The following is a 22,681-nucleotide window of genomic DNA, read 5'->3' on the forward strand; positions in this document are numbered from 1 at the left end:
TTGAGATTAGGTCAGTATTTCTAACTGCGAAAATACCGATCGATAACTGCGTCGAGGAAGTGCTACATGTCCATCCGATTCGCCTCACATACGGAGCCGTATCCCTAGCGCTGGAGCAAACGCGGGGAGGAGGGGGCAACTTTGTACTGATCTGTCCAGCCTTGGAAGTTTTCCGCGCACCGCCTATGCTACTGTCATTTTGACAGCCTGGCAGGGAGTTTTGATGGCTATCGTTGTCCGCGTTCTCAAAGCGAGGCATGGAGACTGCATCCTGGTCAGCCATGAGGGGCCTGGCGGGGTGTTCAATCTGCTGATAGATGGCGGCACGTCTACCACCTTCAGGCATGGGCCTCGGCAGCGTTATGCCGGAGCGCTATGCAACTCCCTTGATGAGCTGAAAGCCAAAGGGCAGCGCATCGATCTCGCGATTCTCACCCACATTGATGACGATCATATCAATGGGCTCATCAAAGCCTTTGAGAAGCCAGGTTATCTAGGCGATATGGTCAAATCCATTTGGTTTAACTCTTCGCGATTGATTACACGCCATTTTGACGTGCCTGAAATACCCGAAAATAACATCGAGTTGCTTGACGATGATCCGCAAACAACAGTCAAGCAAGGGAAAGATCTTGAGGAATTGCTTGATAAGATGGGCTGTTCTCGGGCTCCCATTATTATGGAAGGGCAGACACATCAAGCGGGCCCCTTCACACTCAAGGTGTTATCGCCTGGCAGGAAACAGCTTGAAAAACTGTTGCATGTATGGCCCCCTGAAGTGGATGCTGGAAAGACATCGGCGCACGAAACTGACTATCATTTAACGCTTCAAGATATCTGGTCAGACGATAAATTTCAATCTGATACCTCTGTTTACAACGGCAGCTCTATAGCATTCATACTCGAAGCTGATGACCGGCGTATGCTTTTTCTGGGTGATGCACACGATGGCGTAGTGTGCGAAAGCTTGCGGGCTAGTGGCTACAGCGAAACCAATAAGATTCAACTGGATCTTGTTAAGCTGTCGCATCATGGAAGTCAATACAATACCAGTAGTGATTTGTTGGGATTGCTGTATTCGCCGATTTACATCGTATCTACTGATGGGTCTAGGCATGGTCTTCCTAATAAAAGGACGGTGGCCAGAATTATCAAGTATACGCAGGGTAAAGTGTATTTCAATTATCATCATGTGGTTGCCCCTTTGCTGCTGGCTCATGAGATTGAAGAATACTCTTCTCGTCTAGAAGTGCTCGAAGATGAAATTAGATACTAATAAAACAGTTTCGGAAATTATGCAGTCGTACTGCGTGATGGTTAACGGCGGAAGCGGTGTTTTGATGAATGCCATGACGCTGGAGTTTTCCTACGTGCTCACGGCTAGGCACACGGTGTTTGAGGAACCCGCTAAAAACGTGGTGACCGATCATAATCAGAACGCCATTGAAGTGCTGGGGGTCATGGTTTTTCCCAAGGTGGGCCAGCAGGAACCTTTAGATTGTGCAATATTAAAAATCGCACATCAGGCAGGACTATCTCAAAAATCTTGGACTGCTGCTAACTTGCCTCCCATGGCCAATCTTACTTTTGTGGGTCTTCCAAACGCGGAAAGGGCTAGTGCAACACCAATCAAGCATCGGACTGGTCAAGCAGCCAGCGTGGTCAATGACCTTATAACCATGGAACTGGCGGGAATTCCGAGTAAGGAGGTCATTCAGGGGATGTCTGGGGGGGGCGTTTACCACATTGATGATGATTGTCCGTATCTGGTGGGCGTGGAGTTTGAAATGGAGGCCACTTGTCTGGATCACCAGTATGGTCGCGTCGAGTGTCATGGGCTCGCTCGTTACAATCAACTCCTCACCCTTCATTCTAGTGCGCCAATGGTTCCTCCACATCTTGAGTGCTTTTCGAGGATGCGAGATCGGATTTTCGCGTTTAATGTGTATGATCCAATTAATGTTCAGAACTTAAAATCTGCATTGCTTGCTTTTGCAGATTCATTGATCAAGGGCGGAATGCCTCCACCCTACGAAATCATGACGCGCTATGATACCCAGTTATTGCTAGATTCAGGAGAATCCAGCGTGCTGGAAGCCCGGGAGTTGTGGGTTGCATATCTGGAATTTGTTGTGATATCCGCAATAATGGACGGTACTGGAAGTGCAGATAATGGCTACATCAGTCGAATTGATAAGAAGCGTCGTCTGTTGTACACCGCCGACTCCACCAACTGGCTTCGCCGATTGGATGAGATTCTTAAGATAGCTCGTAAATTACTCGACAAAGATGGCACCCTCGTAGTCGCCTCGCCTGATATTGCCGCAAAGCCTGTTCCTAAAGATTTCATGCTTAAGAATGTTATTGGCAACATAGCAGTCGTCCCAGGTAAACCATTTTCTATCGATGAAGTTGAGAGTGAGATTTATACTAGTTATAAGCTGACTCATCTTGAGGGGTTGCGCAACAGCTGCGTCATCGAAAGAGAGGATGAGTACCGAAATTTGGCTCCAGGGAATATTCAGTTGCTGGAGCTCAGGAAGAATCTGGATGAAATTATTAATTAAAGATTGCAATTTCGATTTTCTCGCCGCCGAGTTCGATGGCATGGCATTTCATATGTTTCGGTCTGATGATGCGTTATCCTATATTTCGTGTATTGCCTGCTTGTGTCATGAGCCGTCAGCTATCGTGAGAAACTGGCGTGTAATCCAAAATCTTGTATCGGTCCACCACCAACCTCCCGGGAATCTTGCTGCCTGGAACGTCTATATCGCTTTTGTGACGATTGGCACTGTGCCGATTTGGGATAAATACCAGATCGAGAATAACAAATATGCTTCTCGGAAAATAATAATCGATGGGCTTTCTAAATGGCCAACCCTTGAGCAATTGACTGATCATTTGGAAGAGCAGCTCTTAGGGGCAGACTTAACGCTGGATCCCCGTGTTGCGGAATCCCGGGAGCCGTTACTGTCACTGGAGAAGTTCGTACGTGGCGCGCCGTTAGATCAAAAGACGGAGTCCAAGGAAAAACGCGCGTCAATGATTAACGAAATCATAGAATCTCTGAAAAAAAATGAAAATTAAAAAAGTTGAAATTGAGGCGTTTCGCGCTTATAAACTAAAGTCAGAAGGCACATTTGATTTCACAAATTCCGATGATCTGCCCTCTAATTTCGTGGCGATATTTGCTCCTAATGGATTCGGTAAAAGCTCGTTTTATGATGCAGTCGAATGGGCGGTCACGAATCATTTGGAGCGATTAGGTGGAGACTACAATAGAGCTAATTATGAGGGTGCTGCGCGCGCGACTAAGGATGCAGGCAAAGGACAGGAGATCCTCCGAAACAAATATATCGATGACGACGAAATTAAAACTCGGGTGGTTGTTTCAACAACCCTTCCACTTCCTTTTGCGCGAGAGTTTGGGAGAATACGTGCAAACGGGCGTGACTTACGTTTTGGAGAAAGAGGTCGCGAGAACGAATATTTTCGGCGCGTCATCTTGAGCCAAGATGAGATCGACAGGTTTCTTCGAGAGGCGAAGCCGCAAGAACGCTACACGAAGTTTATGGAAAGCTTCGGTGGGGAGACTGAGAAAGTACGTAAGGAATTAACGGTACTCATCCAAGACAACCGAGTTGAGCTTCAGGCTTTGGATTTGCAGCGCGAGGATATTATTGCTGAGCTCAATCAGCCTGTTGATCTCTCCATCTTTGATGGTTTCAATGCGGTGGCCACACAACTCAATGCTGCTGGTGAAAACATCGCGTTGGCGGACGAGAATTTTTCCGCTCAAACAGAGCATGCGTTGAGTGCACATCTTGTATCCCGGCAGCATGAATTGAGCGTAGAGCGCGAAGCAAATATTCGGTCGATTGAAGCTCTTACAGATAGACTGATAAAACTCCCTGAGATTGAACTCCACAGCCAATTCATCATTGGCCAAAAGGCGATTTCTGGCCGGCTTGATCATGGCGTAAAAGATGCTGATCGCTATGAAGAGCTTCTGAGTGCTCATGAACAAAGTTCAAGTGATGTTCGGGCAGCAAGTCAGCGTTCCGCGGATATTGCTAGTGTAATTAATCATTCTGTTGGGTTCTTCCAGTCTGAGTCACGCCTCAATGATATCGCTAAACGCCAACTGATACTGGGAGAGAGCCGTCCAGGCCATGCCGCAGAACTTTCGGGATTAGCAAAATCCTTAGATGATATTAACCAGGACCTCAAGGCGGCTGATGATCGCTCTGCCTTTCTAAGGAACTCTATTGATAATGCTGGACCGGTATATGCTGAGCTAAAATCCAATCGCGCGCGCATTGATGTGATCACTCAGCAAATGGCTGAAAAAGAAGTTGCGGCTCGCCTGGATGCAGCAAAGTTGGAGCACCTTCAACTCGATCTGAAACAGATCTCTGGTTTCAAACTTACTGATAACTTTATTCTGTCTACAGCTGAAGGTGCTAAATATCTAGGTCAGGACAAAATTGAGCGCTTGACCAAGTGTTTTGGTGAGTTGGAATCCATTGACCTCCATGACAAAACTGTGCACGCAACTCAGACAGCCTTGGCTGACCAGATGGGCGTGCACGAACGTTTGATCTCAACCGGCCTGGACTACCTTAGTGCATGGCCGTCCAATATCTGCCCGCTATGTAGCGCAACCCACTACGATGCAGAAAAACTCAGAGAGAAAGTTAGGTCTCAGACGTTGCTGTCGCGGCTGAGCCAGGAAAACGCGGACCTGCTCGCACAGTCCGAAGCACGTCGTAAGAATCTGCTGGAAGAAGTAAAATCTATCACGCGAATTGCGGAAGAGGCACATGGCCAGCATTTGGCTGATCTTCGCGGAAAAATCAAAGAATTGAGTGCAAGGCTGGAGTTCATTGATCGAGACAAGTCTGATCTAGAGGTGGAGAAGCGTGCCTTAGAAGATAGATTCAATACCCTTGATAAAATTGTGTGGAGTCTCACCCAAGATGAGCTTATAACCCGAGCCCACGCCGAAATTGCTCAGCTTTCTGTCAAGCGCTCCGGATTTGTGAATCGTCAAGCTGAGTTGTCTGAAGAAATTTCACAGCTTACTCGTAGAATTTCACAAATTGATGCCGATTTGCAGGCGCTTACAACGGAAGCCGGTACCCTCAAGTCGCAAACATCTTACCAATTGGTCTCTAAGTATCTGGTCAATAATGGTGTCAGTTCAGCCCAGTTGTCTGAGCACTGCCAATCCGAGAAGAGTAAAGTTGAAGCGCAACTTGCTAGCGCCAAGGCCGAAGTTAATGAGCTTGCAGCTCAGTGCACTGCACTCCAGCAAAAGATGGTGTCCGATGGCACATGGGTGAATTTTGCTCAACTTCGATCTCAGAAGGAAGGGGTCGATCTGCAGTTGGCACGCGCTCAGTCCGCTATTAACGCGTTCTATGAAAGTCTTGCTACCTTCGTTGTTGTTCGCTTGCAGGATAGTTTAGATCAAGTCCAAGCGCTGATTAATAGCGAGCTGCAAGCCCGTCGCGTGCGCTCCGAGCAACTTGAATCCACGGAAAACAGTTTCAAGCTGCTTTTGGAACTGATGACTTCCTTCAAACCCTACCTCAAGCGCTTATCCCTTCAAAGTGAGTTGGCTGATCTGGAATTGCGGCTAGATCAGCGTAATCAGGTGGACGCGCTTCTGAGTGCAGAGCGGGAGTCTGTGATCGAGCAACTGAAGACATTGATTAAAAATTTCTTTTACGAAGATCTTATAAATACTATCTACAGGAAGATTGACCCACACCCTTCATTCAAAAAGGTGGAGTTCAAACCGGATTTTGAGTCTTCTAGCCCCGGATTGAATATTGTCGTGAGTGACGAGAACGGAATTTTAATTTCGCCAATTCTGTATTTCAGTGCTGCTCAGTCAAATATCCTCAGTCTTAGTGTGTTTTTGGCCAGCGCGCTTCACGCCAAGGATGATCATGGGAATCCGATCGATGTAGTTATGATTGATGATCCTATTCAATCAATGGACTCCATCAATATTCTCTCGACCATCGATCTGTTACGGAGCATCTGCCTCCAGTTCGATAAGCAAGTTATTATTTCTACTCACGACGAAAATTTCTTTGGGCTTTTGCAGCGGAAAATTCCTGCGGAGATTTTGGGTGCGAAGTTCATGCAGTTGGAGAAGTTTGGTGTGGTAGTTCCGGTTGAGCCATTCCTTAACTAGCATGTCGTCACGGAAGAGATGGATTTGCCCCTTTCGTGACGCACTACCCAGCGGCGGTTATTTAAGGTGGTGGTGTTCATTTGGCTGAACTTGCACTGGATGCAGTGTGAGGAATTTGTTGCTGGCTGGAGGGGTGCTACAAATTATATTGACGTTTCGAATCAGATAGCCGTTGAGTAAACTGGTTTTGCGCGGACCTTGGACACTGCAGGTCCAGATGTTTTGCCCATTTGGCAGTTTTAGATGGATGCCCATTTTTTCAAAATGGCGTTGAATGCTCCGCCAATCTTTTTTCATTCCGTGGCCATTGGCGCTCTCCGGATGCTCAGTGATGTACAGCTGGAAAATACCAGGGGTGACTAAGAAGAGCATTCCATTCACTGTGTGAACCTTGGCCTTGCTGTCGTTGACCACCAAGCGATGAGTATGGATTCCGTCGCGCAGCCACTCAAGAAAGGCAAGCCCCGCGGCTTCCTGGGGTGCCGCAGCGGCGGATTGAAGGCTTCCCGTACTTGATCCAGTATCCAGCTCGCTTGGCACTTGCAACATGTCCAGCAAATCGTCGAGATAGTCAAAATCCTGGTTCGGGTGCTCGGGTACGGGCTGCTTTCCTTCCGGCGTTGGTTGCGGTAGATCCAAAGCAGACTCGCAGGTTTCACCGGTCGGCAGGGAACCGTCTGTTATCGGCTCTACCTTGCCCCTAAAGCAGTCTGGCCGAGGGTCATCGGCCCAGATAAGACTTGGCTGCAGACGAAGAAAGGTAAAGCGCTGTTGCCAGTTATCGTCTGCGACGGTCGCGCGCCATACCGCTTTGCCTTCGGGTGTTGCATCCACCAATCCATGGGACTGCAACTCATCGAACAGGGCGATATTGGAGGAGGGGATGCCATCCACTGCCTGAGCCAACAGGTGGGCGCGCAGTTTGTCGGTGGCGATCTTGCTGACCAGCCACAGATGGTCTTCGGTGAGCCAGCCGGACGCGCCGGGCTGGTTGAATTTGAACTCGTTTTTGACCAGGTGACGCAGGCCCGTGAGCAGGTGATGCTGCAACGAGTTTTTGGGGGCCTGCAGGGCCTTGGTGGGGTTGGCGCCGATATTCTGCGCGGTGGAGACCCGGTCAGCTTGCAGCACTATTTCCCCGAGGGTACCGGCATGCTCGTAGTGGTTGGTCAGCAGAAACAGTAGGTGGCCCCACAGGATTGGATAGCTGCTGAGCCAGTCGAGCTGGCGGGATGTCAAAACTTGTGTGTACAGCAGCCCGGTGGCGGCGCCGTGAAGCTTGTAGTCGCGGCCGACTATGTAGCGAAAGCGGTAGGGCTGGGTCAATGGACCGTGCCAGGGGTGCCACACCTCACCATTCTGATACTCCACCTGCAGGTCGACGGCAATCTTGCCAATGTCGTGGAGCAGGGCGCCGTAGGCAATCGCTGCGCTCCAGGCGTCGGCCTGCGCGGCTTGGTCTTCTGGGGCAGCACCGCTGGGCAGCAGATACGACTGGCGCAGCTTCAGGCTGCAGGCCACCAGTTCTAGTCCATGGTCCAGCATGCCGCCCGGGTAGGCATGGTGGTGGCTTTCGCTGGCAGGGAGTTGCTGTACATAGCTGGCGTAACGGCGGATCGGGTCGAGGTAGAGCTGATCGAACTGAGACCGGGATAGCGCAGTGTATTCCCAGATGCGCTCCAGCAGCTTTTTGCGGTGGTCGGCACCGAGCAGGGATTCAGAGGAGAGCGGGAGGATAAACCCCTCGGGCGCTGCAGCGAGCGTGGGCTCCGCGGCATTGCCTTTTTGATGTTTGAACCACCAGCGCTTCATCGCGGTACCTGCCTTGCATTTAGGAGGTCCTTTTGCTTTTTCGGATAGGCCTCTTACCCTTGTGCCCCCTTCCATTGCCACCGTTACCCTTTACCGCCTTGGCCTTTTTCGCGAGTGCGAAAATTCGAAGCCTGGCGCATCAGGTTACCTGTGATATCGGAATGGCCTGTCCTTTTCCCGGGAGGTAGACTGTCCGACATTATTTCGAGGAATGTGGCCTGATGACGTTGAGCGATGCCATTTTGATCGTGCTACTGGCTGACCGAGTTCTTGGGACGGATGCTGCTATTCGATCGGCCGCTACGCGTTGCGCGAAAAAGCTGCCACGCAGTCAGCGCGACATGCTGTTCAAGATCGGCAACAGTGCTGCACCTCGTGAACTAGTGGGCCACCTTTGCCAGTTCTTGCAGGACTGATTAGTCACATAGAATGTGCACATGTTGAAGGATGAAAAATTAGCTGAAGAGCGAATTAACGCTCGGCTCGTACTTGTGCCTCAGGTAATATCGCCACACATGCCCCAACCCTAGGAAAGACTTCACATGTCCAAACTTGCCGAATTCAAAGCACTGGAAGCTCAACTGGCTGCTCAACTTCAACAGCTGGACGCGATGAAAAACGATTCCGGCCTGAAGCAGGAAATCGAGTTTGAACAAAAGCTCAAGGCTCTGCTGGATGAGTACGGCATGAGCCTGCGCCACGTCATCACCATTCTGGACCCGTCCAAGGGCGTGAGCGTGGCCACCTCCAGCGCCGCCACCGGCGTACAGCGCAAGCCGCGTGAGGTCAAACGCTACAAGCACCCCCACAGCGGCGAGATCGTCGAAACCAAGGGCGGCAACCACAAGATTCTCAAGCAGTGGAAGCAGGAGCACGGCTCGGATGTCGTCGAGAGCTGGCTGCAGTAATCGCTTGCTTGATTGCAGCGGCCGATGCTCGGCGTTGCAGGCAAAACAAAGGCCCCGGTTGGGGCCTTTCTATTTGAAGTGAAAAGTCACGCCGTTAGCCGTTCGGTCGTCTCGCTGGCCTGATCCAACTGCAGCGCCAACAGGTATTCAGACGCCTCACGTGCCTGACCGCTGGCGCGGAAGATGGCGCGCTTGTCTTCTTTGAGGATTTTCAACCAGGACGCCAGGTACTCCTCGTGGCGCAACTCGCCCTGGGTGCCGGTGAGGGCGCAGAGAAATGCTGCTCCCATCTCCGCGACTAACTCCTCGAAGGCGTAGGCTGCAGAGCCAAACGCGTGCCCGCCCGTGATACCTTCCCGGTTGAGGCGGGCGTGATGACCCGACCAGTGCGTCAATTCGTGTAACGCGGTTGCGTAGTAGCTGCCGACGTCCACGAACTGGGCCTTGGTGGGCAATTGGATGAGATCCCGTATCGGTAGATAGAATGCGTCATCCCCGTAGCGATGCTCGATACGTGCGCCGCTGGCGGCCAACAGTCGCTCGGCAGGTGCATGATCGATGAACGCCACCGGATCTTCACTCTCATCGTGGTGCTGCTCTTCGTTGGGTAGTCCCTCGGTCTGCTCGATGTTGAACAGGCGATGCGTCCGCAGTAGCGCGAATTGCACCATTTTGACGTTGCCTTGCTCATCAAGGACGACCTGACCGTCTTCGTCGTGCGCTTCCTTGCTCATGGGTTTGTACAGCACCGCGAGGGTCGATTGCTCGCCCTTGCGTACGTGACCACCAGCTTTGCGCGCCTGGTTGTAGGTGAGCCAGCGATCCTGGCGGTATCCGCGCAGGCCGGCTTCGGCCCACAGCAGTGGAATGTTGATGCCGGCATAGGGTCGCCGGGTGATCGCGTTAATGGGGAAAGGTGCGTCAGCACTTGAGCCTGAAGTGGTCCAGGGTTTGATCCAGGGGATGACCCCTTGGCTCAGGGCACTAACAATCTTGTTGGTGACGCCCAGGTAAATATCGGACATGACGTTCTCCAGTCAAAGAAGGGGAACGCTGCCCGGCCGGGAAGGGTTCCCGGTGGGGTAAGTGGACAGTGGTAGTGCGGGTGTTCAGGCCGATGAGATGTCCACACCGATCTCATGTGGCAACCGGATGTGCAGAAAAACAGGGCCGGTTTCTGGCGTGATGTGAGTTACCTGAAAGTGAGTGACTGCCGCCGAGGAGCGTGAGTCGCACAGGAAGGGCTGACCGAGCAGCAACTTGAGCGATTGGCGCAAGTGTTGATCTACCGAAGCCAGAGCGATGCCCAGTACGGCTTGCAAGCGCTGTCCTGATTGCGCGACTGTGTCAGTAGCCGTACCGACCTCGGCGATGAATTGCCATACGCCAGGGCTCAGGACAATGGCGGGTAAGGAGCGGTTATTCCTGGACACTGGTGCCTCCCGGGAGCTGATCCGGCGATGGCTTCACGAACAACTCGGGGGAAGCCCCATCGCCACACCTCACACTGTGAACTGGGCGTGTCTAGGCATTAAAACGCGCTTGTCTGTGGGGTCAATACCCGATAAAGGGTACCGAACAGGGCAAGTTTCCACCCGCTTCCAGCAAAGGCTTTCCATTCGAAAGGTCCAGATGAACGGCTGCTGTCGGCGTAAAGATTGAAGTGGGCGATATCCCAGAGAGGCACTAGCTCGTGCATCCCTGGGACATCGAGGGTGTTACGAGAGCATTCAGGAATTCCCAGAGAGGGCAATCTCGGCAGTGACGTACAAGTGGGTGGATGTGGCTTCAACTACCAGCGACCCGTTGGTGCCGCGTAAGCTTTCCAGAACGGGATCATCAAGGTCGAAGTACTCGGCAAAATCATCGCCGCCGAATTCATCGTGGGCTCGATTCCACCAGTTGTCGAAGTTGTCGACCTCAGGGTTGCAGCCAGTGGCGTAAGCCACGCGTTTACGGCCGCCGCCATCTGGCTTGCTTTCGCCGATCTCAGACATGAGGTAGACACCGTGGTCCTTGACCAGTATCACTCTGCAACCATTGATACCGGCCTCGGCCAACACGGCTTGAAGTTCAGTGCCTGTAAAACGCAGCATGATGAGATCCTCCAGAAGGTGCGGAGGAATGCCACCCGACTGGGAGAATTCCCAGCACTGGAATGGATTGAGTAGGGGGCTTTGAGAGCGCGGGCTCGGTGAGCCCGAAGGGTTAGAAGGCGTCCATCACCGGGGAAAGGTGATCTTGCGAGCTGCCAAACGCGAATCGCATTTAGGGACAACCATCACAAGCGTGACGTAGCCTCAAAGGTTATGGCTACCTGGGGTGCTGGAAACCAGCGATTGCACTTACTAAATATCAGGCAAGCTGGGTTCGGTCAACGGTGGGCCAGATGCAGATTTAGGGTTCGTGTCCATATCGGTCCAAGGCGATGTATTAGTCCGCTGCTGAACGATGAGCGGTGCTGTTCGTGGGTAGGAAAGGAGTAGACTAAAATCTTGGATCCAACGGGCTATCAGCCTGTGGAGGTGTGAGATGAAGCAGGTCCCTAGTCATTCATTTTCAGGCCGTATGGGGTTTGGCCTTGGTAAAGTCTGGCGAATTTTGATCTCCAAGATAGTTAGCTATCAAAGCTCGTCTCAACGTCCACGTAATCATTTTTTGGTGATTGCAGGTGGAAAGTTGCTTTGCCTGCTTGGTCTTGCTGCCGTTGCCCTCACTTTTTCTTTGCTGATCATCACAAACTTGGTAGTTACTTTGATTCGCAGTTGGTGGTACACCGCCGAACCTATGGCAAATCGAGAAGAATCAGTCCCAGATGCGCTGGGAGCTGACCTCTACATCGGCGATTACGATAGCAATGGCCATTACATAGGCGACTTTAAGTCACCTGATTGATTTCTTGCCTGCACTCGTCAGTTGCGCTGTGCCTTTGCTTGCGGCGTCAGTTGCATTCTTGCCCCCGCTTGCCAACATGCTCTGGATCCCGTTACCAACGGCATAGCCTGCCCAGCTCATGGTGCCCACGAACAAAGCTGGTAAGACAATGAACATTGCGCCCATCACGTACTCGATCACCTGCGCGGTTACCGTCCCATCCATGAACCCTGCCGTTGGCAATGTTAAGAGCGCCTGGTCCGTGGCAGAGACCTGGTGGTACAGCGTGTCCAGCATGCTCGAGTCTATCCAGCGGGCGAGCTCCCACCAGAACGTCAGCATGTGCAGCGTGAACAGCGCGAAGGTGATCGTCATCAACGCCTTTAGCTGGTAGGTGCTGATCAGCAGCACCAGCGGCAGGCAGATGATCGTACCCATGATCAGAAAGGCCTGAACCATCGGCAATGCAGCGCGCAGCGCATTCATCGCCGGGAAGTTGCTGAACGAGCCGAGGGCCAGGCCGGTGTTGGTCGCCAGATTGTTGAGCCCCTGCGTCAACGAGCCGCCTCGGGCACTGCTGCCGTAGTCCTGGAACACCTGACCAGGCGTCATGCTCAATGACTGCTGCCGTGGGCTTACTAGCTCACGCAGGGTGGCATCTTCGATTTCAGTGGAGCTCCGCCCGGTCAGCCAGCCGCGCAGTTGCGTGAGCAGACTGGGATCGACCTCGGCGACCAGGCGGTCGCGCAAACCGACCGTGATATCGCTCCACCATTGCTTACAGGTAGGGTAACCCGCACCGCTGTTCAGCCGGGGCAGGGAGGTATCACGCGTTTCGTCATATGGCCAATCAACCCGGGGCGTGCGTGAGCGGTCCGTGTCGTAATAGCCAGGCGTGTTGAGCAAGAAGGTTGAGCCGATCCAGGACGCATCGTAGCTCTGCGATTCGTCCAGCTCGGGACGGTTGGTAAACAACCGCGAGCGCGAAAAGCCGTAGCAGTCGCGGGTAAAGTCAGCAACTTCCTGCAGCAGCACCTGGTCATTGATCCGCGAGCTGTCGATTTCCATCCGCATCTCACGGATATCGGGGGCGCAGGGGATGGACGCCGTCGCTGCAGCGGTAATGCCCTTGCTCATGGCATGCACCAAGTACCACCACACCGGCACATTTGCTGATTTCTCGCCGATGGTGTTGAAGGTGGTTCCCCAGGCCGTGTCGGCGGGTTTTGCCATCGAGATACCACAGCGCCGGCTCGCCGAATCGTCGAAGGCTACGGAGGACAGGTTGAGTGGGAAAAACGGCATGCAGCCAAACAGGATGACGACGTAGCTCATCCACAACCGGTTCTCGACGCGGGGGATCGACAGCAAGCCCTTGTTGCCCTCGTCGGCGCCCTGTTGGCGGGCGGATAACCACTCCTGGAGGATGATCGCCCCAAACGGCGCGGCGAACAGTCCGGTGTCCGCCAGCGTGTTCCAGATGCCGTTGTTGATGATCCAGGCCAGCAGCGACAGGTAATACTCGAGGTAGCTGTTGGTGCTCATGTTCATGGCTGCACCTCACACACGCGAGAGTTCGACCAGGACGATCGAGCCGAAACCGATCAGGCCCAGGCGCAAGAGCTGTTGCTGGTCTTCCGGGTGCGGCCGCAAGCGGAGTGCTGCGCTCCAGCCGAGGAAGATCAGGACGTACAACAGGGCGCGCCAGCAGGCGAAATAGGGCGTATACCGGCGTGCTCCCTCGAACCAGTCCAGCTGAGGGGCGCTCAGCTGCAGCGCCGTACAGGCAAACAGCAACGAGGCCATCATGGCGCCGAGGATCATCAGGACTAGAACGGCCTTGCTCCTCGCAGAAAACGGCATCATGGCGTGCTCCTTCCCTGATCCGCTCGCTGCAGGCGGTCTGGGCGTGGATCACGCTGGTCGATATTGCGTGAGGCATCGGCGCCACCGGCGTGGCGATCGAGGACCAGGCTGGCGGTATTGGTGGCCAGCGCTTGGCGCACCTGTAACTCGGTTTGTAGCAAGCGTATTTCGCGCTCCAGTGTTTCGACGTTGCTGTCGAGGGCGGTGGTGGCGGGCTGCGCCGACGCCACATTGGGCTCACGACTACCGGCGAGTAACGTCCGCTGCAGCAGCATCGCTTTGTAGATCACGCTTGACAACGCGGTCTCGCTGGCCAAACGTCGGGCCAGCAGGTTCTGGTCGGGGTCATCGCGCAGGCCCTCGATGACACCGCGCGAGACCTGCAGCAACGGGCTGGAGACTTTGCCCAGGTTCTCCGGTGTGGGCTCCTCAGTGCCCGACAACATGCGCTGCAAGCCCTCGAGGTGCTGGGTGTAGGTTTCCTGGATCAGTGGCGTCAGTCCTGCACCCGCACTCACGCGCAGCGTCTCGCAATCGTCACAGGTCTCCACCTCGGTTTCGCCGAGCACCCGGGTGGCCCACTCAGTCGCCTCGACGGGGCTCGACCAGGCTTGGCAGATCGCGCCGCTCTGACAACTTGAGCCGATCGCCGAGGCGTCTTCGACCGAACGGTTGTGCAGCAGGTTGTAACCCGCTTTGACCACGTCCGAGGTCACCCGGATTGGCGCCTGGCCATGGCCGCCAGCCTTGTGCCCACCGACCCAGCTGACGCCGTTGTTGCCGTTGTTGGATTCGGTGTCTTTCACCGCCGTAACGGCATCACCGTCGGACTGCTCCAGGTTGTGCTGCATTTCTTGGTTCTGCGCCAGCGCCCCCCAACCGGCCTGGTCCACCTTGTCAGCCATCTTCGCCGCCATCGCCTGGCAGGTGAGCTTCGAACGGTCAAAGTCGATGCGCCCCTGCAGCACCCCGTTGCTCAGCAGTTCATACAGTCCAGGGTTGGCGCGCTGGATGATCATTGCCGGCAGCGACATTACCGCCTGGGTGGCGTTCTGGATGACGTTGCCCATGATCTGCTGGAAACCCTGAGTGGCACCGTTGAGCTGGTTCTGCAGGGTGTTGGAGAGGTTCATGTTTCCGCACATCATGTTCGCCCGCCAGGACAGCCCCACGCCGAGTCCGCTGGGGCGGTAAAGCGAGGAGGGCGCGCCCGCTGCCGATCCGCCACCAATGGTGTACATCACCCGGTCGTCCAACACCTGGGCCTGATCGCCCAAGTGGTAGCCGCTCTCGGCGGCGTGGCCGGCGGCGCACACGAAGAGACATACCAACCCGAGCGAGAGGGTGTTCATCATTGGCCTCCATCAAAGTCGATGCTGAACAGGAAGGTCTGGCCCATACGTTGGCAGCATCTGTACGGGCGCCACAACGACCAGGCATAGGCGCCCTCGACACTTTGGATCGTTGGGCTAGGGAAGATGGCGCAGGTGCTTTGCACCACCGGTGCGAGCAACTGCCAACGGTGGTTGTTGATGTTGTTTTCTATCACTGGCTGCGGCGGCCAATAGCCAGGCGATGGCATCGGCTGCAGCGGCAGATACACGTGTGGCTGGCCAACGCGGGTGATGAAGTCGCTAGCGCGCTGCGCCATCACTGCGGCGGCCTTGAAGTCGTCGGGTTGTACCAAGAAACCCTGGCGGGGGTAGACGTTGCCCCACATATTGCCGAGGGCCTGGCTACCGATCTCACGCATGCCTGGGATAAGTGCCCGCAGGTAAACGGACTCGGGGATGGCATGGCGCCAGGCCAGCGGATCGAGCGTGCTAAGGTAGTAGGGCGCAAGCGGCACCGCCCCGCTCGGACATGCATAGCCGAAACTTTGCGCCAGGGCCGTCAGGGCAGCGCCGCCGGGATGCCCGATGCCGTCGACATTCTTGAAACGGGGCAGGTTGTTGCGCTGCAGCGAGGGCGTGATCAGGTTGCCCCCGCCTTGCGACAGGGGCGTTGGCGCCGACAAGGCAGACATCTCGCCCCAGGGATTGCTGCCGGTATCGGCATAGCTCGACACCACCAGCTCGGGAATGAAGTGCCGGACCTTGGGCGAGGTTCGCACCGTGCAGCCGAAGGGCGTGCACAGCAGCCAATAGCAAATCCCGACGACGCGGTACTCCAGACACTGCGGTGATGTGACGGAGGCAATGATGGCGGGGGTGGTCAGCGCCAGGCACTGCTCGGCAGCCATGAGCAACGCGATCGCGACGAAGGCGCGACCTCTGCCAGGTTTGCTCGGCTGTGGCGTTCGGCATGGGACATTCAGGTTCATCGGCAGCGCTCGGCAAAGGGCAACGGTGTGCATCCATGCGCCGGGTTGAAGCATCGCGGATCAAGCAGAGGAGGGGGACGGACAAACCGAGACTCGTACATTCGGTTTCTTCAGTCGCCAGGGAGGCTGCGTTTAGTCCAAAGTAACCGCTGTAGTACAAGTGTACTCCTGACGCTTTTTATTCATCAGCAGGCCCAGAACATCGTGTGTTCCGAGGTTCAGGACATGCCGCGAAGGCGATCGATTTCCGCCGCAATCCGAAGCGCGGCCTCGAGCTCGGACAGCTGATGCGCTTCCATCAACCGCCAGCGTTGAGCCTTTTCCTCGGGCTCGGTCATGGCCAGGGCGAGGTACAGGCTTGGTGGTACCGCGCGAAACAGCGTTTCCAGCTGCTTCGACAAGACCACGCCCTCGGTGTACTTGCCCGAGGCCTTGCTCGCCGACAGCAGCAGGGTCTTTTGTGCCGGCGTGAGCTTCTTGAAACGAGCAATTTCTTCGATCTCTGCTGGCGGCATGTTCAGGCAGATCCACCACTCGATCATGTTGAGCATGGTCTGCGCCGCATCGGGGAAGTCGGCCAGGTTCTGCGTTGCCAACCAGAACCAGGCACCGAGCTTGCGCCACATCTTGGTGCCCTTGACCACGAAGGGCGCCAGCAGCGGGTTTTTAGTGATGATGTGGCCTTCGTCAGTGACCATGATGATCGGACGACCGAGGTACTGGTCGCGTTCGGCAAGGTTGTTCACGGTGTTCATCAGGCTGATGTAGCTGATCGACATCTGCGCCTCATAGCCCTCGCGGGCATAGGTGGCGAGGTCGACGATCGTGACATCGCTTTCCGGCCAAGGGGTGCCTGGTCGGTCGAACAGCGCACCCTCGAAGCCCTGGCAGAACAGGTCTATGGACTCGGCCATTTCCTGGGCCCGCTCACGACGTTTGTCGGGCAGGTGGGCGTCGCTGGCTACTGCTCGGAGGGCGTCACGCACATGGCGCGTCATGACCTGCTGATCGCTGGCCGCACAATGCCTGGCGGCGTCGAAGATGCATTCGCGGATCAGGCTACGGTCAGCCCGGGTGAGGCGGGCCTCTTCCTTGGCTTCGCCCCCGGTGATCATCAGGCGGGCGGTGATCTCCAGCTCGCCCAGCACATCGCGCTGCTCGTCACTGCCCGAAGCGTCTTCATCCAGGTCTTCGGTCGAGAGACTGGCGACCTGGTCGGGCCGCTCGATCAGCCGGCGTGCATCGGCAAAGGGGGCCAAGCTCAGGCCACTGCCTGGTTTGAGCTGGACTTTGTTGACGCTAAGCCCGAGGGTGGCGAAGTAGTCGCCTTGCAGGCCGAAGGAGTTGCCGGCTTCGACAATGAACAGGCGCGGCCGGTACACGGCCATGACCTGCATCAGGATCGAGACCAGGGTGGCCGACTTGCCGGCGCCAGTGGGGCCGAACAACAGCAGGTGGCCATTCATGGAACGGTCGAAGCGGGACAGGGGATCGAACGACAGCGGGGCGCCACCTCGGTTGAAGAAGGTGATCCCTGGGTTGCCGGTACCGATGCTACGCCCCCACAGCGGCAGGAGGTTGGCGACATGCTGAGCGAATAACAGCCGGGTGTACCAGTTGCGTTTATCCCGCGCGGGGTTGTAGACCATCGGCAGCCAACGCACGTAGCTGTTGCAGGCGGCTACTTCATCGCCTTCGCGCACCGGTTGCAGGCCGGCGCCGAGCAGTACGTTGGCGGCCTGGATCGAGCGCTGGCGCAATTGCGGCTCATCGGCGCCACGCAGGTACAGTGCCAAGGTGCCGCGGTATAGCTTGTGCTGGCGGCCAATCAGCGCGCGGGCCTCTTCCACGTCCTGGCGGGTTTGGGTCGAGGCCAGGTTTTCGCCGATGGCTTTGCGCGCCAAGCGGTTGAGTTGCTCCTCGAGCACATCCTGGGGTGTGATGACCAAGGTCAGGCTCATGACGGCCTGCTCGGGTAACTGGTCAAACAGGGCGTTGAGCGCCTCGCCCTTGCGGGTCTCGCCGGTCAGCTGGCCGATGTGGGGTGGCCTGCGCAGTTTGTCGACCACCATCACCGCGTGCGGTTGTTGATCGAAATACCACAACCCCTGCTCGCTGTCCGAGCGTGGCTCCTGAAAGAACAGTCGCTCGGCAAAGTCGTGGTCGAACGGTAGCGACAGCCCATCGCCGTCATCGATCTCCGGGTAGGGCACGCGTCGATAGAATGCCGCTGGTGATTCGCCCGTGACGGTGGGGGCTGGGTTGAACCAAGGCAGCAACCAGGCGTAGAAGTCACGTCCGTTCAGCCGACGAGGATTGACCCCGCAGGCCTGTAACGATGCCATTAGGCGGTCACAAGTCCTTCCCAGCAACTGAGCGGGGTTTTGCCCTTCGTCGTCGGCCTGGTCACCGAGCCAGCGATAGACCACCAGCCGAATCCGTCGATTGCTGCCGCGCCAGGGCAGGTGCGACACGACATGGTCGTCGAACAAGCCGCCTGGCTTGGCAATGGCATCGAGGTGGTGTTGCATCGAGGCGAGGAAAGCGGCGGTGAACGGTGTGCCTGTCGCCCGTGGTGCCACGTACTGTTCCAGGCGCTCCAGGTAAGGGGAAAAATCACTGTCGTCCTGACAGAAGAACGGCACCACCCAGGGTGCCTGGTCGAGCTCATCGAAGCTGTCCTGCAGCGCATCTTCCAACGCGTCGCGCGCCGCCATCAGCCATTCGGGCTCACGACCTTCGGTGCCGATCGGCTGCAACTCGAACACGGCGCCCACCGAGCGATTGTCGTCCAGCAGAAAACACTGCTCCTCCTCGAGGTATTCGACCCAGGGCAAGTGGTCGGTGAAGCTGGGGTTGTGTGCGTACTGGGCGGCCTCATCCGCACACGTGGCGCGTCGACGCTGCGACGCCCGCCAGGGTTGCCAGCGCGGCGACGTGCGATCTGCATCCTCGTCCATCACAGATCGTCCAGGCGTTCGCCGGGCAGTGCGTACTGGACCTTTTCGTACAACGGGAACACGGTCGAGTAGCCGGGCACCGGCGCCTGCTGGGTACCGGCCAGGTGCGGGTAGACGTACATCACCAGGTCGGGATTAGGCAGGCGTGGAAACTGGGCGCGGATCTCGTTGGCGGCTGTGCGGGTGTAGCCGCTCTGGTCCTTGATCAGGCGCTCGGGATCGAGCACCGGTCGGCGCAGCTCTCCGCGGGCCTCTTGCAACTGCTGCTGCGTGCCGATCGCGCCGCCGCTGTTCCAGATATCCAGCATGGTGTGGTCGCCGTGGGGCAGCATTTCGTCCTTGCTGGTGGTGCAGCCTGCCAGGTGCAGGCACAGCAGTAGGCTAATCCAGGTCCAGTACCGAAACGGATGGGCGTTCATGGTTCACTCTCCGGCCTTTGGGTTCGTAGTCGATGCTAATTTCGTGATCCAGATGCAAGGCCACCTTGGCCCCCGGCGGAACGTAAATGGCGGCGAAGGCTTCGCCGTAGAGCTTGTTGATCCAGTCACGAATGTCGCCGATGCCACCACTGATAACTGAGTTCAGCGCGCTGTTGCCGCTGTTCTGGGACAGCCCCAGGCTGCCACTGGCCGAGTTGATGAATGAGGTGTTGGTCTGTTCGCTGCCTAGCGCTGCGGCGACGCCGGCACCGGCTGCGGTGATCAGGCTCTGGCTGCCGAGGTATTGCTGGGCGTTGGAGCGACGCTCGCCGGCGATGCAGGGAATGCCGTAAGGGTCGGAGATGTAGCCGAGGCCGCCGCGGATTTTTTCGGAGTCCGAGGTTTGGGCGCTGCTGCGGTTGCGACTGACCACCTTCTGTGGCTGTGGCACCGTGCGGACGGTGCCGTCGCTGAAGACAAAGGTGATCGACTCGACCTGGCCGCGCACGCAGGACAAGGTCCAATCGCCGGCCGCTGTACCGCTCATGACCGCGCCGACGACGTCAGGCAGGTCGATGCCGTTGGCGGTGAGGTTGTCCGGTCCCACCAGCACCTTGAACGGGTAGGGATCGTTCACCGTGCCGTCCACCGGCACCCGGCCAATCAGGGCGGTCATGGCGATCGAGCCCATCAGGGTCGAGTTCTCGGGGAGGGTGTAGACCGGCTTGGCCCCCTCGGCCCTATCGTGAGTGTTTTCCAGGTCGCGCTCGCCCTTGGCCACGGCGCGCAAATGGTCCTGGCCTCGGTCGATGGCGTTGTTGTCCAGGCCATGTAGATCCTTGAACTTCGAGGTGAGCGTCGATAACGGACCCTCAGCTTTGCTGGCTCCCTCCTGGCCGGCACGTGCATTGGATGGCTCGATCCACTGCAGCGCATCCGCTGGCGGTTGTGCTCCGGAGAATTGTTGCTCGTCACCCGGTTCGAGACCGAAGCCCACGGGTACGTCGGACTTCACGGCCGGCTTGTTGGTGAGTTGGTCCTTGAGCCGGGACAGCAGACCCTGGGTCTCGCGGTGCTGTTGCTCGGCTTTCTGCCGGGCATCGTTGGCCTGCTGACGCTGCTCGGTGACCTGCTGGGTGACACTGGTCAGCGTGCTCTGGATCCGGCTGTCGATGTTGCCTTCGCGCGTGCGCAGGCGGTTGTTCTCGGTCTGCAGCGTCTCGTTGCCTTTCTTGAGCGATAGCATCTCGCTGCGCATCGCCTTGACCTGGCCGATCAGCGTGGCCACGGTGTCGCGCGGCGTGTCGCCGGCAATGCCGAGGGCCTTGGCCTGGTCTGGACTGAGGGCGGTGTTTTCGGGATCATGGGCAGGTGGAGCGTCCGGCGCCGCCACCCAGGATTTGCCGATGATCAGCACGATCCCCAGCAGGACCGCTGGTACCAGCCATTTCAGCAAACCGTTAGCTTTCATGATCGGCTGCCTCCGGTGCAGGCGGTGGCAGCAGCAGTGCATGCTTCAGGTCGCCGCCGCGGGTGATGAGGTACGCCACGGTGGTGTCTTCAGGTGTTCCAGCGTGCCCCAGGTACTCGTGCTGGAAGGTGGCGGCATACAGCGTGGCCTGCAGATGACGCGGGTCCAGCGTGACCTTACCCGTTCCACGGTTGACGATCTTCACCGCCGTCACCCAGTAGTCGCCCAGCCGCCAGGCGGCGAGCCCCTTGATGGCCACGTGCTCGGTCGGCAGTAGGGTGCTGAACCCAGAGAAGTCGCCCAGTGGGACCTGACGCACACCAGGCAAGGGCGCCACGGTGCGCAGCGGCGCATACAGGTTCTGCGCCGCGAAGCGGGTCAGCACAACCGGTACTGGCGTCGCTGCCGGTGCTGCGTCCTTCGCTGTGTCCACGTCTGGTGCCTGGGCCTGAGCAACGATCTTGACCGGCTCCAGCGCCTCGCTGCCCTCGAACGCTTCGATGTCGACCAGGATGATGTCCCCCGACTTCACCGACTGCAGCTGCAGTCGAGTAGGGGGGATGGCTTCCGACGCACGCAGATACACCGTGCCGCCGACCGACTGCACGCGCAGCTTGCTGGTGATCGCACTGGGCAATCCGACGCGGACATCCTCATCCAGCATCAGGATACGTTCCTGGCCCACCGTCAGCGGCACGGCCAGTGGCAGACGGTCCCAGTACTTGACCTCAACGGCACCCACGGCGGAGCACCATCCAGCGATCGAGACCAGCATCAGGATCAAGACACGCATCATTATGCACCTCCAGGCAGCGTCAGCTTCTGCGGTGTGCCTTCGTAGCAGTCCAGGGCCAGGCCCCATTTGTTGTGCTCGGGGTCGACGTCGAAGCGCACCACGCGCAGGGGGTAGCGCACGACCACGCGCTTCACTGGCTCGGCGGCGTAGTACTCGTCGGCATTGAGGTCGAGCCTGACCAGCCAGCTGTGCTTATCCAGCTGCTTTACCCGCAGGTCGGGATCATCGCTGTAGCCACGACCCAGCACCTCGTACACGCCGCGCACGCGGCCGCGCAGTTCGCCGGCCGCCTTGCGGTACTCGAAGTCGCCATCGAAGAAGGTTTTGCAGGCCGGGGTCAGGTAGGGCTGCAAGGCGAAGATGGCGCGGTGGTAGTCGACTTCGCCGTCGGTGGGCCAGCGGTTTAGCTGGCCAAAGATGTACAGGGCGAAGGCATAAATGTTCTCGGGCGGCACATCCCACCATTTGCGTGTACTGCCGGAGCGAAGGTCCGGCGGCACGTTGATGGTCAGTTCGGAAGGGGCGGATTGCCAACCGTACCAGAGCCCAGTGCACAGCAACGCCAGAACTACCACGGCGAGGCGCAGGCTCAGAATATGCGCCTGCTGCGCATCCACCTTGTTGCGGAAGCGGCTCATGGGGTGGTCCTCGCAGGCCGGCGCGTGCGCCGGACGGTCCACGGGCCTGAGTGCAGGATCAGGATATGAGCGCCGATGCCCCAGTGCACCGCCAGCTGCCACTGCAGGCGTCGATACAACCAGGTCTCAGGGCGGGCGCGTTTGGCCCGGCGCAGCAGCTTGCCGCCACCGAGCAGCACCAGCGCCATACACAGGAACATGCAGGTGGGGAGGGTGGCGATGGAGGCGGTGGCCACCGCCAGCGGTGCGCCGAGAATCAGGCCCAGTACGGCACCGACGATTAACGCGACCCACATCTCGTCGTTGGTGAGACCGCGCAGGACGGCTGGGTCGCGGTTGAGGCGTTCCGGCAGGAAGGTCAGCGTGCCGTCGGGGAGAGTGGCAGGGACGTCGGACATGGCAA

21 protein-coding genes are annotated in these 22,681 nt (G+C 57.1%); 7 read left to right on the forward strand and 14 right to left on the reverse strand.

Annotated elements, in window-relative coordinates:
- Nucleotides 1-223: 223 nt before the first annotated feature.
- The 4 genes from RAC97_RS04650 to RAC97_RS04665 are packed head-to-tail and all read left to right on the forward strand — an operon-like array spanning nt 224 to nt 6,211.
- Nucleotides 224-1,276, forward strand: coding sequence for a ComEC/Rec2 family competence protein (locus tag RAC97_RS04650; RefSeq protein ID WP_375097626.1), 1,053 nt, complete (start codon nt 224-226; stop codon nt 1,274-1,276).
- Nucleotides 1,260-2,567 carry an ABC-three component system protein gene (locus RAC97_RS04655; protein WP_375097627.1) on the forward strand — a complete coding sequence of 436 codons (1,308 nt, stop codon included), beginning with the start codon at nt 1,260-1,262 and terminating at the stop codon, nt 2,565-2,567. The genes RAC97_RS04650 and RAC97_RS04655 overlap by 17 nt, the downstream gene beginning before the upstream one ends.
- Entirely contained in the window at nt 2,551-3,090 is a 540-nt protein-coding gene (locus RAC97_RS04660; RefSeq protein ID WP_063425432.1) for a hypothetical protein, read from the forward strand. Before RAC97_RS04655 ends, RAC97_RS04660 begins: the two co-directional genes overlap by 17 nt.
- The gene (locus RAC97_RS04665) at nt 3,080-6,211 is read left to right on the forward strand and encodes an AAA family ATPase (RefSeq protein ID WP_375097628.1); all 3,132 of its coding nucleotides are present in this window, start codon (nt 3,080-3,082) and stop codon (nt 6,209-6,211) included. The genes RAC97_RS04660 and RAC97_RS04665 overlap by 11 nt, the downstream gene beginning before the upstream one ends.
- Before the next feature lie 57 nt (nt 6,212-6,268).
- Here the strand turns inward: RAC97_RS04665 and mobH are convergent, their stop codons facing one another.
- A complete protein-coding gene (gene mobH / locus RAC97_RS04670) occupies nt 6,269-8,023 on the reverse strand; it encodes a MobH family relaxase (RefSeq protein WP_375097629.1) in 1,755 nt (584 codons plus the stop codon).
- Between the two features lie 221 nt (nt 8,024-8,244).
- Here mobH and RAC97_RS04675 point away from each other — a divergent pair, with 221 nt between their 5' ends.
- The gene (locus RAC97_RS04675) at nt 8,245-8,439 is read left to right on the forward strand and encodes a hypothetical protein (RefSeq protein WP_375097630.1); all 195 of its coding nucleotides are present in this window, start codon (nt 8,245-8,247) and stop codon (nt 8,437-8,439) included.
- Nucleotides 8,440-8,565: 126 nt separating this feature from the next.
- Complete coding sequence (locus RAC97_RS04680) at nt 8,566-8,931, forward strand: histone-like nucleoid-structuring protein, MvaT/MvaU family (protein WP_375097631.1); 366 nt, start codon at nt 8,566-8,568, stop codon at nt 8,929-8,931.
- A gap of 86 nt (nt 8,932-9,017) precedes the next feature.
- Here the strand turns inward: RAC97_RS04680 and RAC97_RS04685 are convergent, their stop codons facing one another.
- The 3 genes from RAC97_RS04685 to RAC97_RS04695 all read right to left on the reverse strand — a co-directional run bounded on the left by RAC97_RS04685 (nt 9,018) and on the right by RAC97_RS04695 (nt 11,027).
- Complete coding sequence (locus RAC97_RS04685) at nt 9,018-9,956, reverse strand: ArdC family protein (protein WP_375097632.1); 939 nt, start codon at nt 9,954-9,956, stop codon at nt 9,018-9,020.
- Between the two features lie 84 nt (nt 9,957-10,040).
- Complete coding sequence (locus RAC97_RS04690) at nt 10,041-10,364, reverse strand: hypothetical protein (protein WP_379671403.1); 324 nt, start codon at nt 10,362-10,364, stop codon at nt 10,041-10,043.
- Between the two features lie 297 nt (nt 10,365-10,661).
- Nucleotides 10,662-11,027 carry a DUF3085 domain-containing protein gene (locus RAC97_RS04695; RefSeq protein ID WP_375097634.1) on the reverse strand — a complete coding sequence of 122 codons (366 nt, stop codon included), beginning with the start codon at nt 11,025-11,027 and terminating at the stop codon, nt 10,662-10,664.
- A 436-nt stretch (nt 11,028-11,463) separates the two neighbouring features.
- Between RAC97_RS04695 and RAC97_RS04700 the strand changes: the two genes are divergently transcribed.
- The gene (locus RAC97_RS04700) at nt 11,464-11,826 is read left to right on the forward strand and encodes a hypothetical protein (RefSeq protein WP_375097635.1); all 363 of its coding nucleotides are present in this window, start codon (nt 11,464-11,466) and stop codon (nt 11,824-11,826) included.
- On the opposite strand, the gene RAC97_RS04705 is transcribed toward RAC97_RS04700, so the two are convergent.
- The 10 genes from RAC97_RS04705 to RAC97_RS04750 all read right to left on the reverse strand — a co-directional run bounded on the left by RAC97_RS04705 (nt 11,815) and on the right by RAC97_RS04750 (nt 22,676).
- On the reverse strand, nt 11,815-13,356 hold the full coding sequence (locus RAC97_RS04705) for a conjugal transfer protein TraG N-terminal domain-containing protein (RefSeq protein ID WP_375097636.1): 1,542 nt from the start codon (nt 13,354-13,356) through the stop codon (nt 11,815-11,817). The two genes, RAC97_RS04700 and RAC97_RS04705, sit on opposite strands and share 12 nt — an antisense overlap.
- A 9-nt stretch (nt 13,357-13,365) precedes the next feature.
- A complete protein-coding gene (locus tag RAC97_RS04710; protein WP_375097637.1) occupies nt 13,366-13,671 on the reverse strand; it encodes a hypothetical protein in 306 nt (101 codons plus the stop codon).
- Nucleotides 13,668-15,023: an integrating conjugative element protein gene (locus tag RAC97_RS04715; RefSeq protein ID WP_375097638.1), complete on the reverse strand. Its 1,356-nt coding sequence runs from the start codon at nt 15,021-15,023 to the stop codon at nt 13,668-13,670. Before RAC97_RS04715 ends, RAC97_RS04710 begins: the two co-directional genes overlap by 4 nt.
- The gene (locus RAC97_RS04720; protein WP_375097869.1) at nt 15,023-15,913 is read right to left on the reverse strand and encodes a TIGR03756 family integrating conjugative element protein; all 891 of its coding nucleotides are present in this window, start codon (nt 15,911-15,913) and stop codon (nt 15,023-15,025) included. The genes RAC97_RS04715 and RAC97_RS04720 overlap by 1 nt, the downstream gene beginning before the upstream one ends.
- Before the next feature lie 299 nt (nt 15,914-16,212).
- A complete protein-coding gene (locus tag RAC97_RS04725; RefSeq protein WP_375097639.1) occupies nt 16,213-18,954 on the reverse strand; it encodes a conjugative transfer ATPase in 2,742 nt (913 codons plus the stop codon).
- Nucleotides 18,954-19,373, reverse strand: coding sequence for a TIGR03751 family conjugal transfer lipoprotein (locus RAC97_RS04730; protein ID WP_375097640.1), 420 nt, complete (start codon nt 19,371-19,373; stop codon nt 18,954-18,956). The genes RAC97_RS04725 and RAC97_RS04730 overlap by 1 nt, the downstream gene beginning before the upstream one ends.
- Nucleotides 19,336-20,844: a TIGR03752 family integrating conjugative element protein gene (locus RAC97_RS04735; RefSeq protein WP_375097641.1), complete on the reverse strand. Its 1,509-nt coding sequence runs from the start codon at nt 20,842-20,844 to the stop codon at nt 19,336-19,338. The genes RAC97_RS04730 and RAC97_RS04735 overlap by 38 nt, the downstream gene beginning before the upstream one ends.
- The gene (locus RAC97_RS04740) at nt 20,834-21,640 is read right to left on the reverse strand and encodes a TIGR03749 family integrating conjugative element protein (protein WP_375097642.1); all 807 of its coding nucleotides are present in this window, start codon (nt 21,638-21,640) and stop codon (nt 20,834-20,836) included. Before RAC97_RS04740 ends, RAC97_RS04735 begins: the two co-directional genes overlap by 11 nt.
- Nucleotides 21,640-22,278 (reverse strand): PFL_4703 family integrating conjugative element protein, encoded by a 639-nt coding sequence (locus RAC97_RS04745; protein ID WP_375097643.1) that lies wholly within the window; start codon nt 22,276-22,278, stop codon nt 21,640-21,642. Before RAC97_RS04745 ends, RAC97_RS04740 begins: the two co-directional genes overlap by 1 nt.
- Nucleotides 22,275-22,676, reverse strand: coding sequence for a TIGR03750 family conjugal transfer protein (locus RAC97_RS04750; protein ID WP_375097644.1), 402 nt, complete (start codon nt 22,674-22,676; stop codon nt 22,275-22,277). The genes RAC97_RS04745 and RAC97_RS04750 overlap by 4 nt, the downstream gene beginning before the upstream one ends.
- Nucleotides 22,677-22,681 lie beyond the last annotated feature (5 nt).

It is taken from the genome of Pseudomonas sp. LS_2, assembly GCF_042709235.1.
GTDB lineage: Bacteria > Pseudomonadota > Gammaproteobacteria > Pseudomonadales > Pseudomonadaceae > Aquipseudomonas.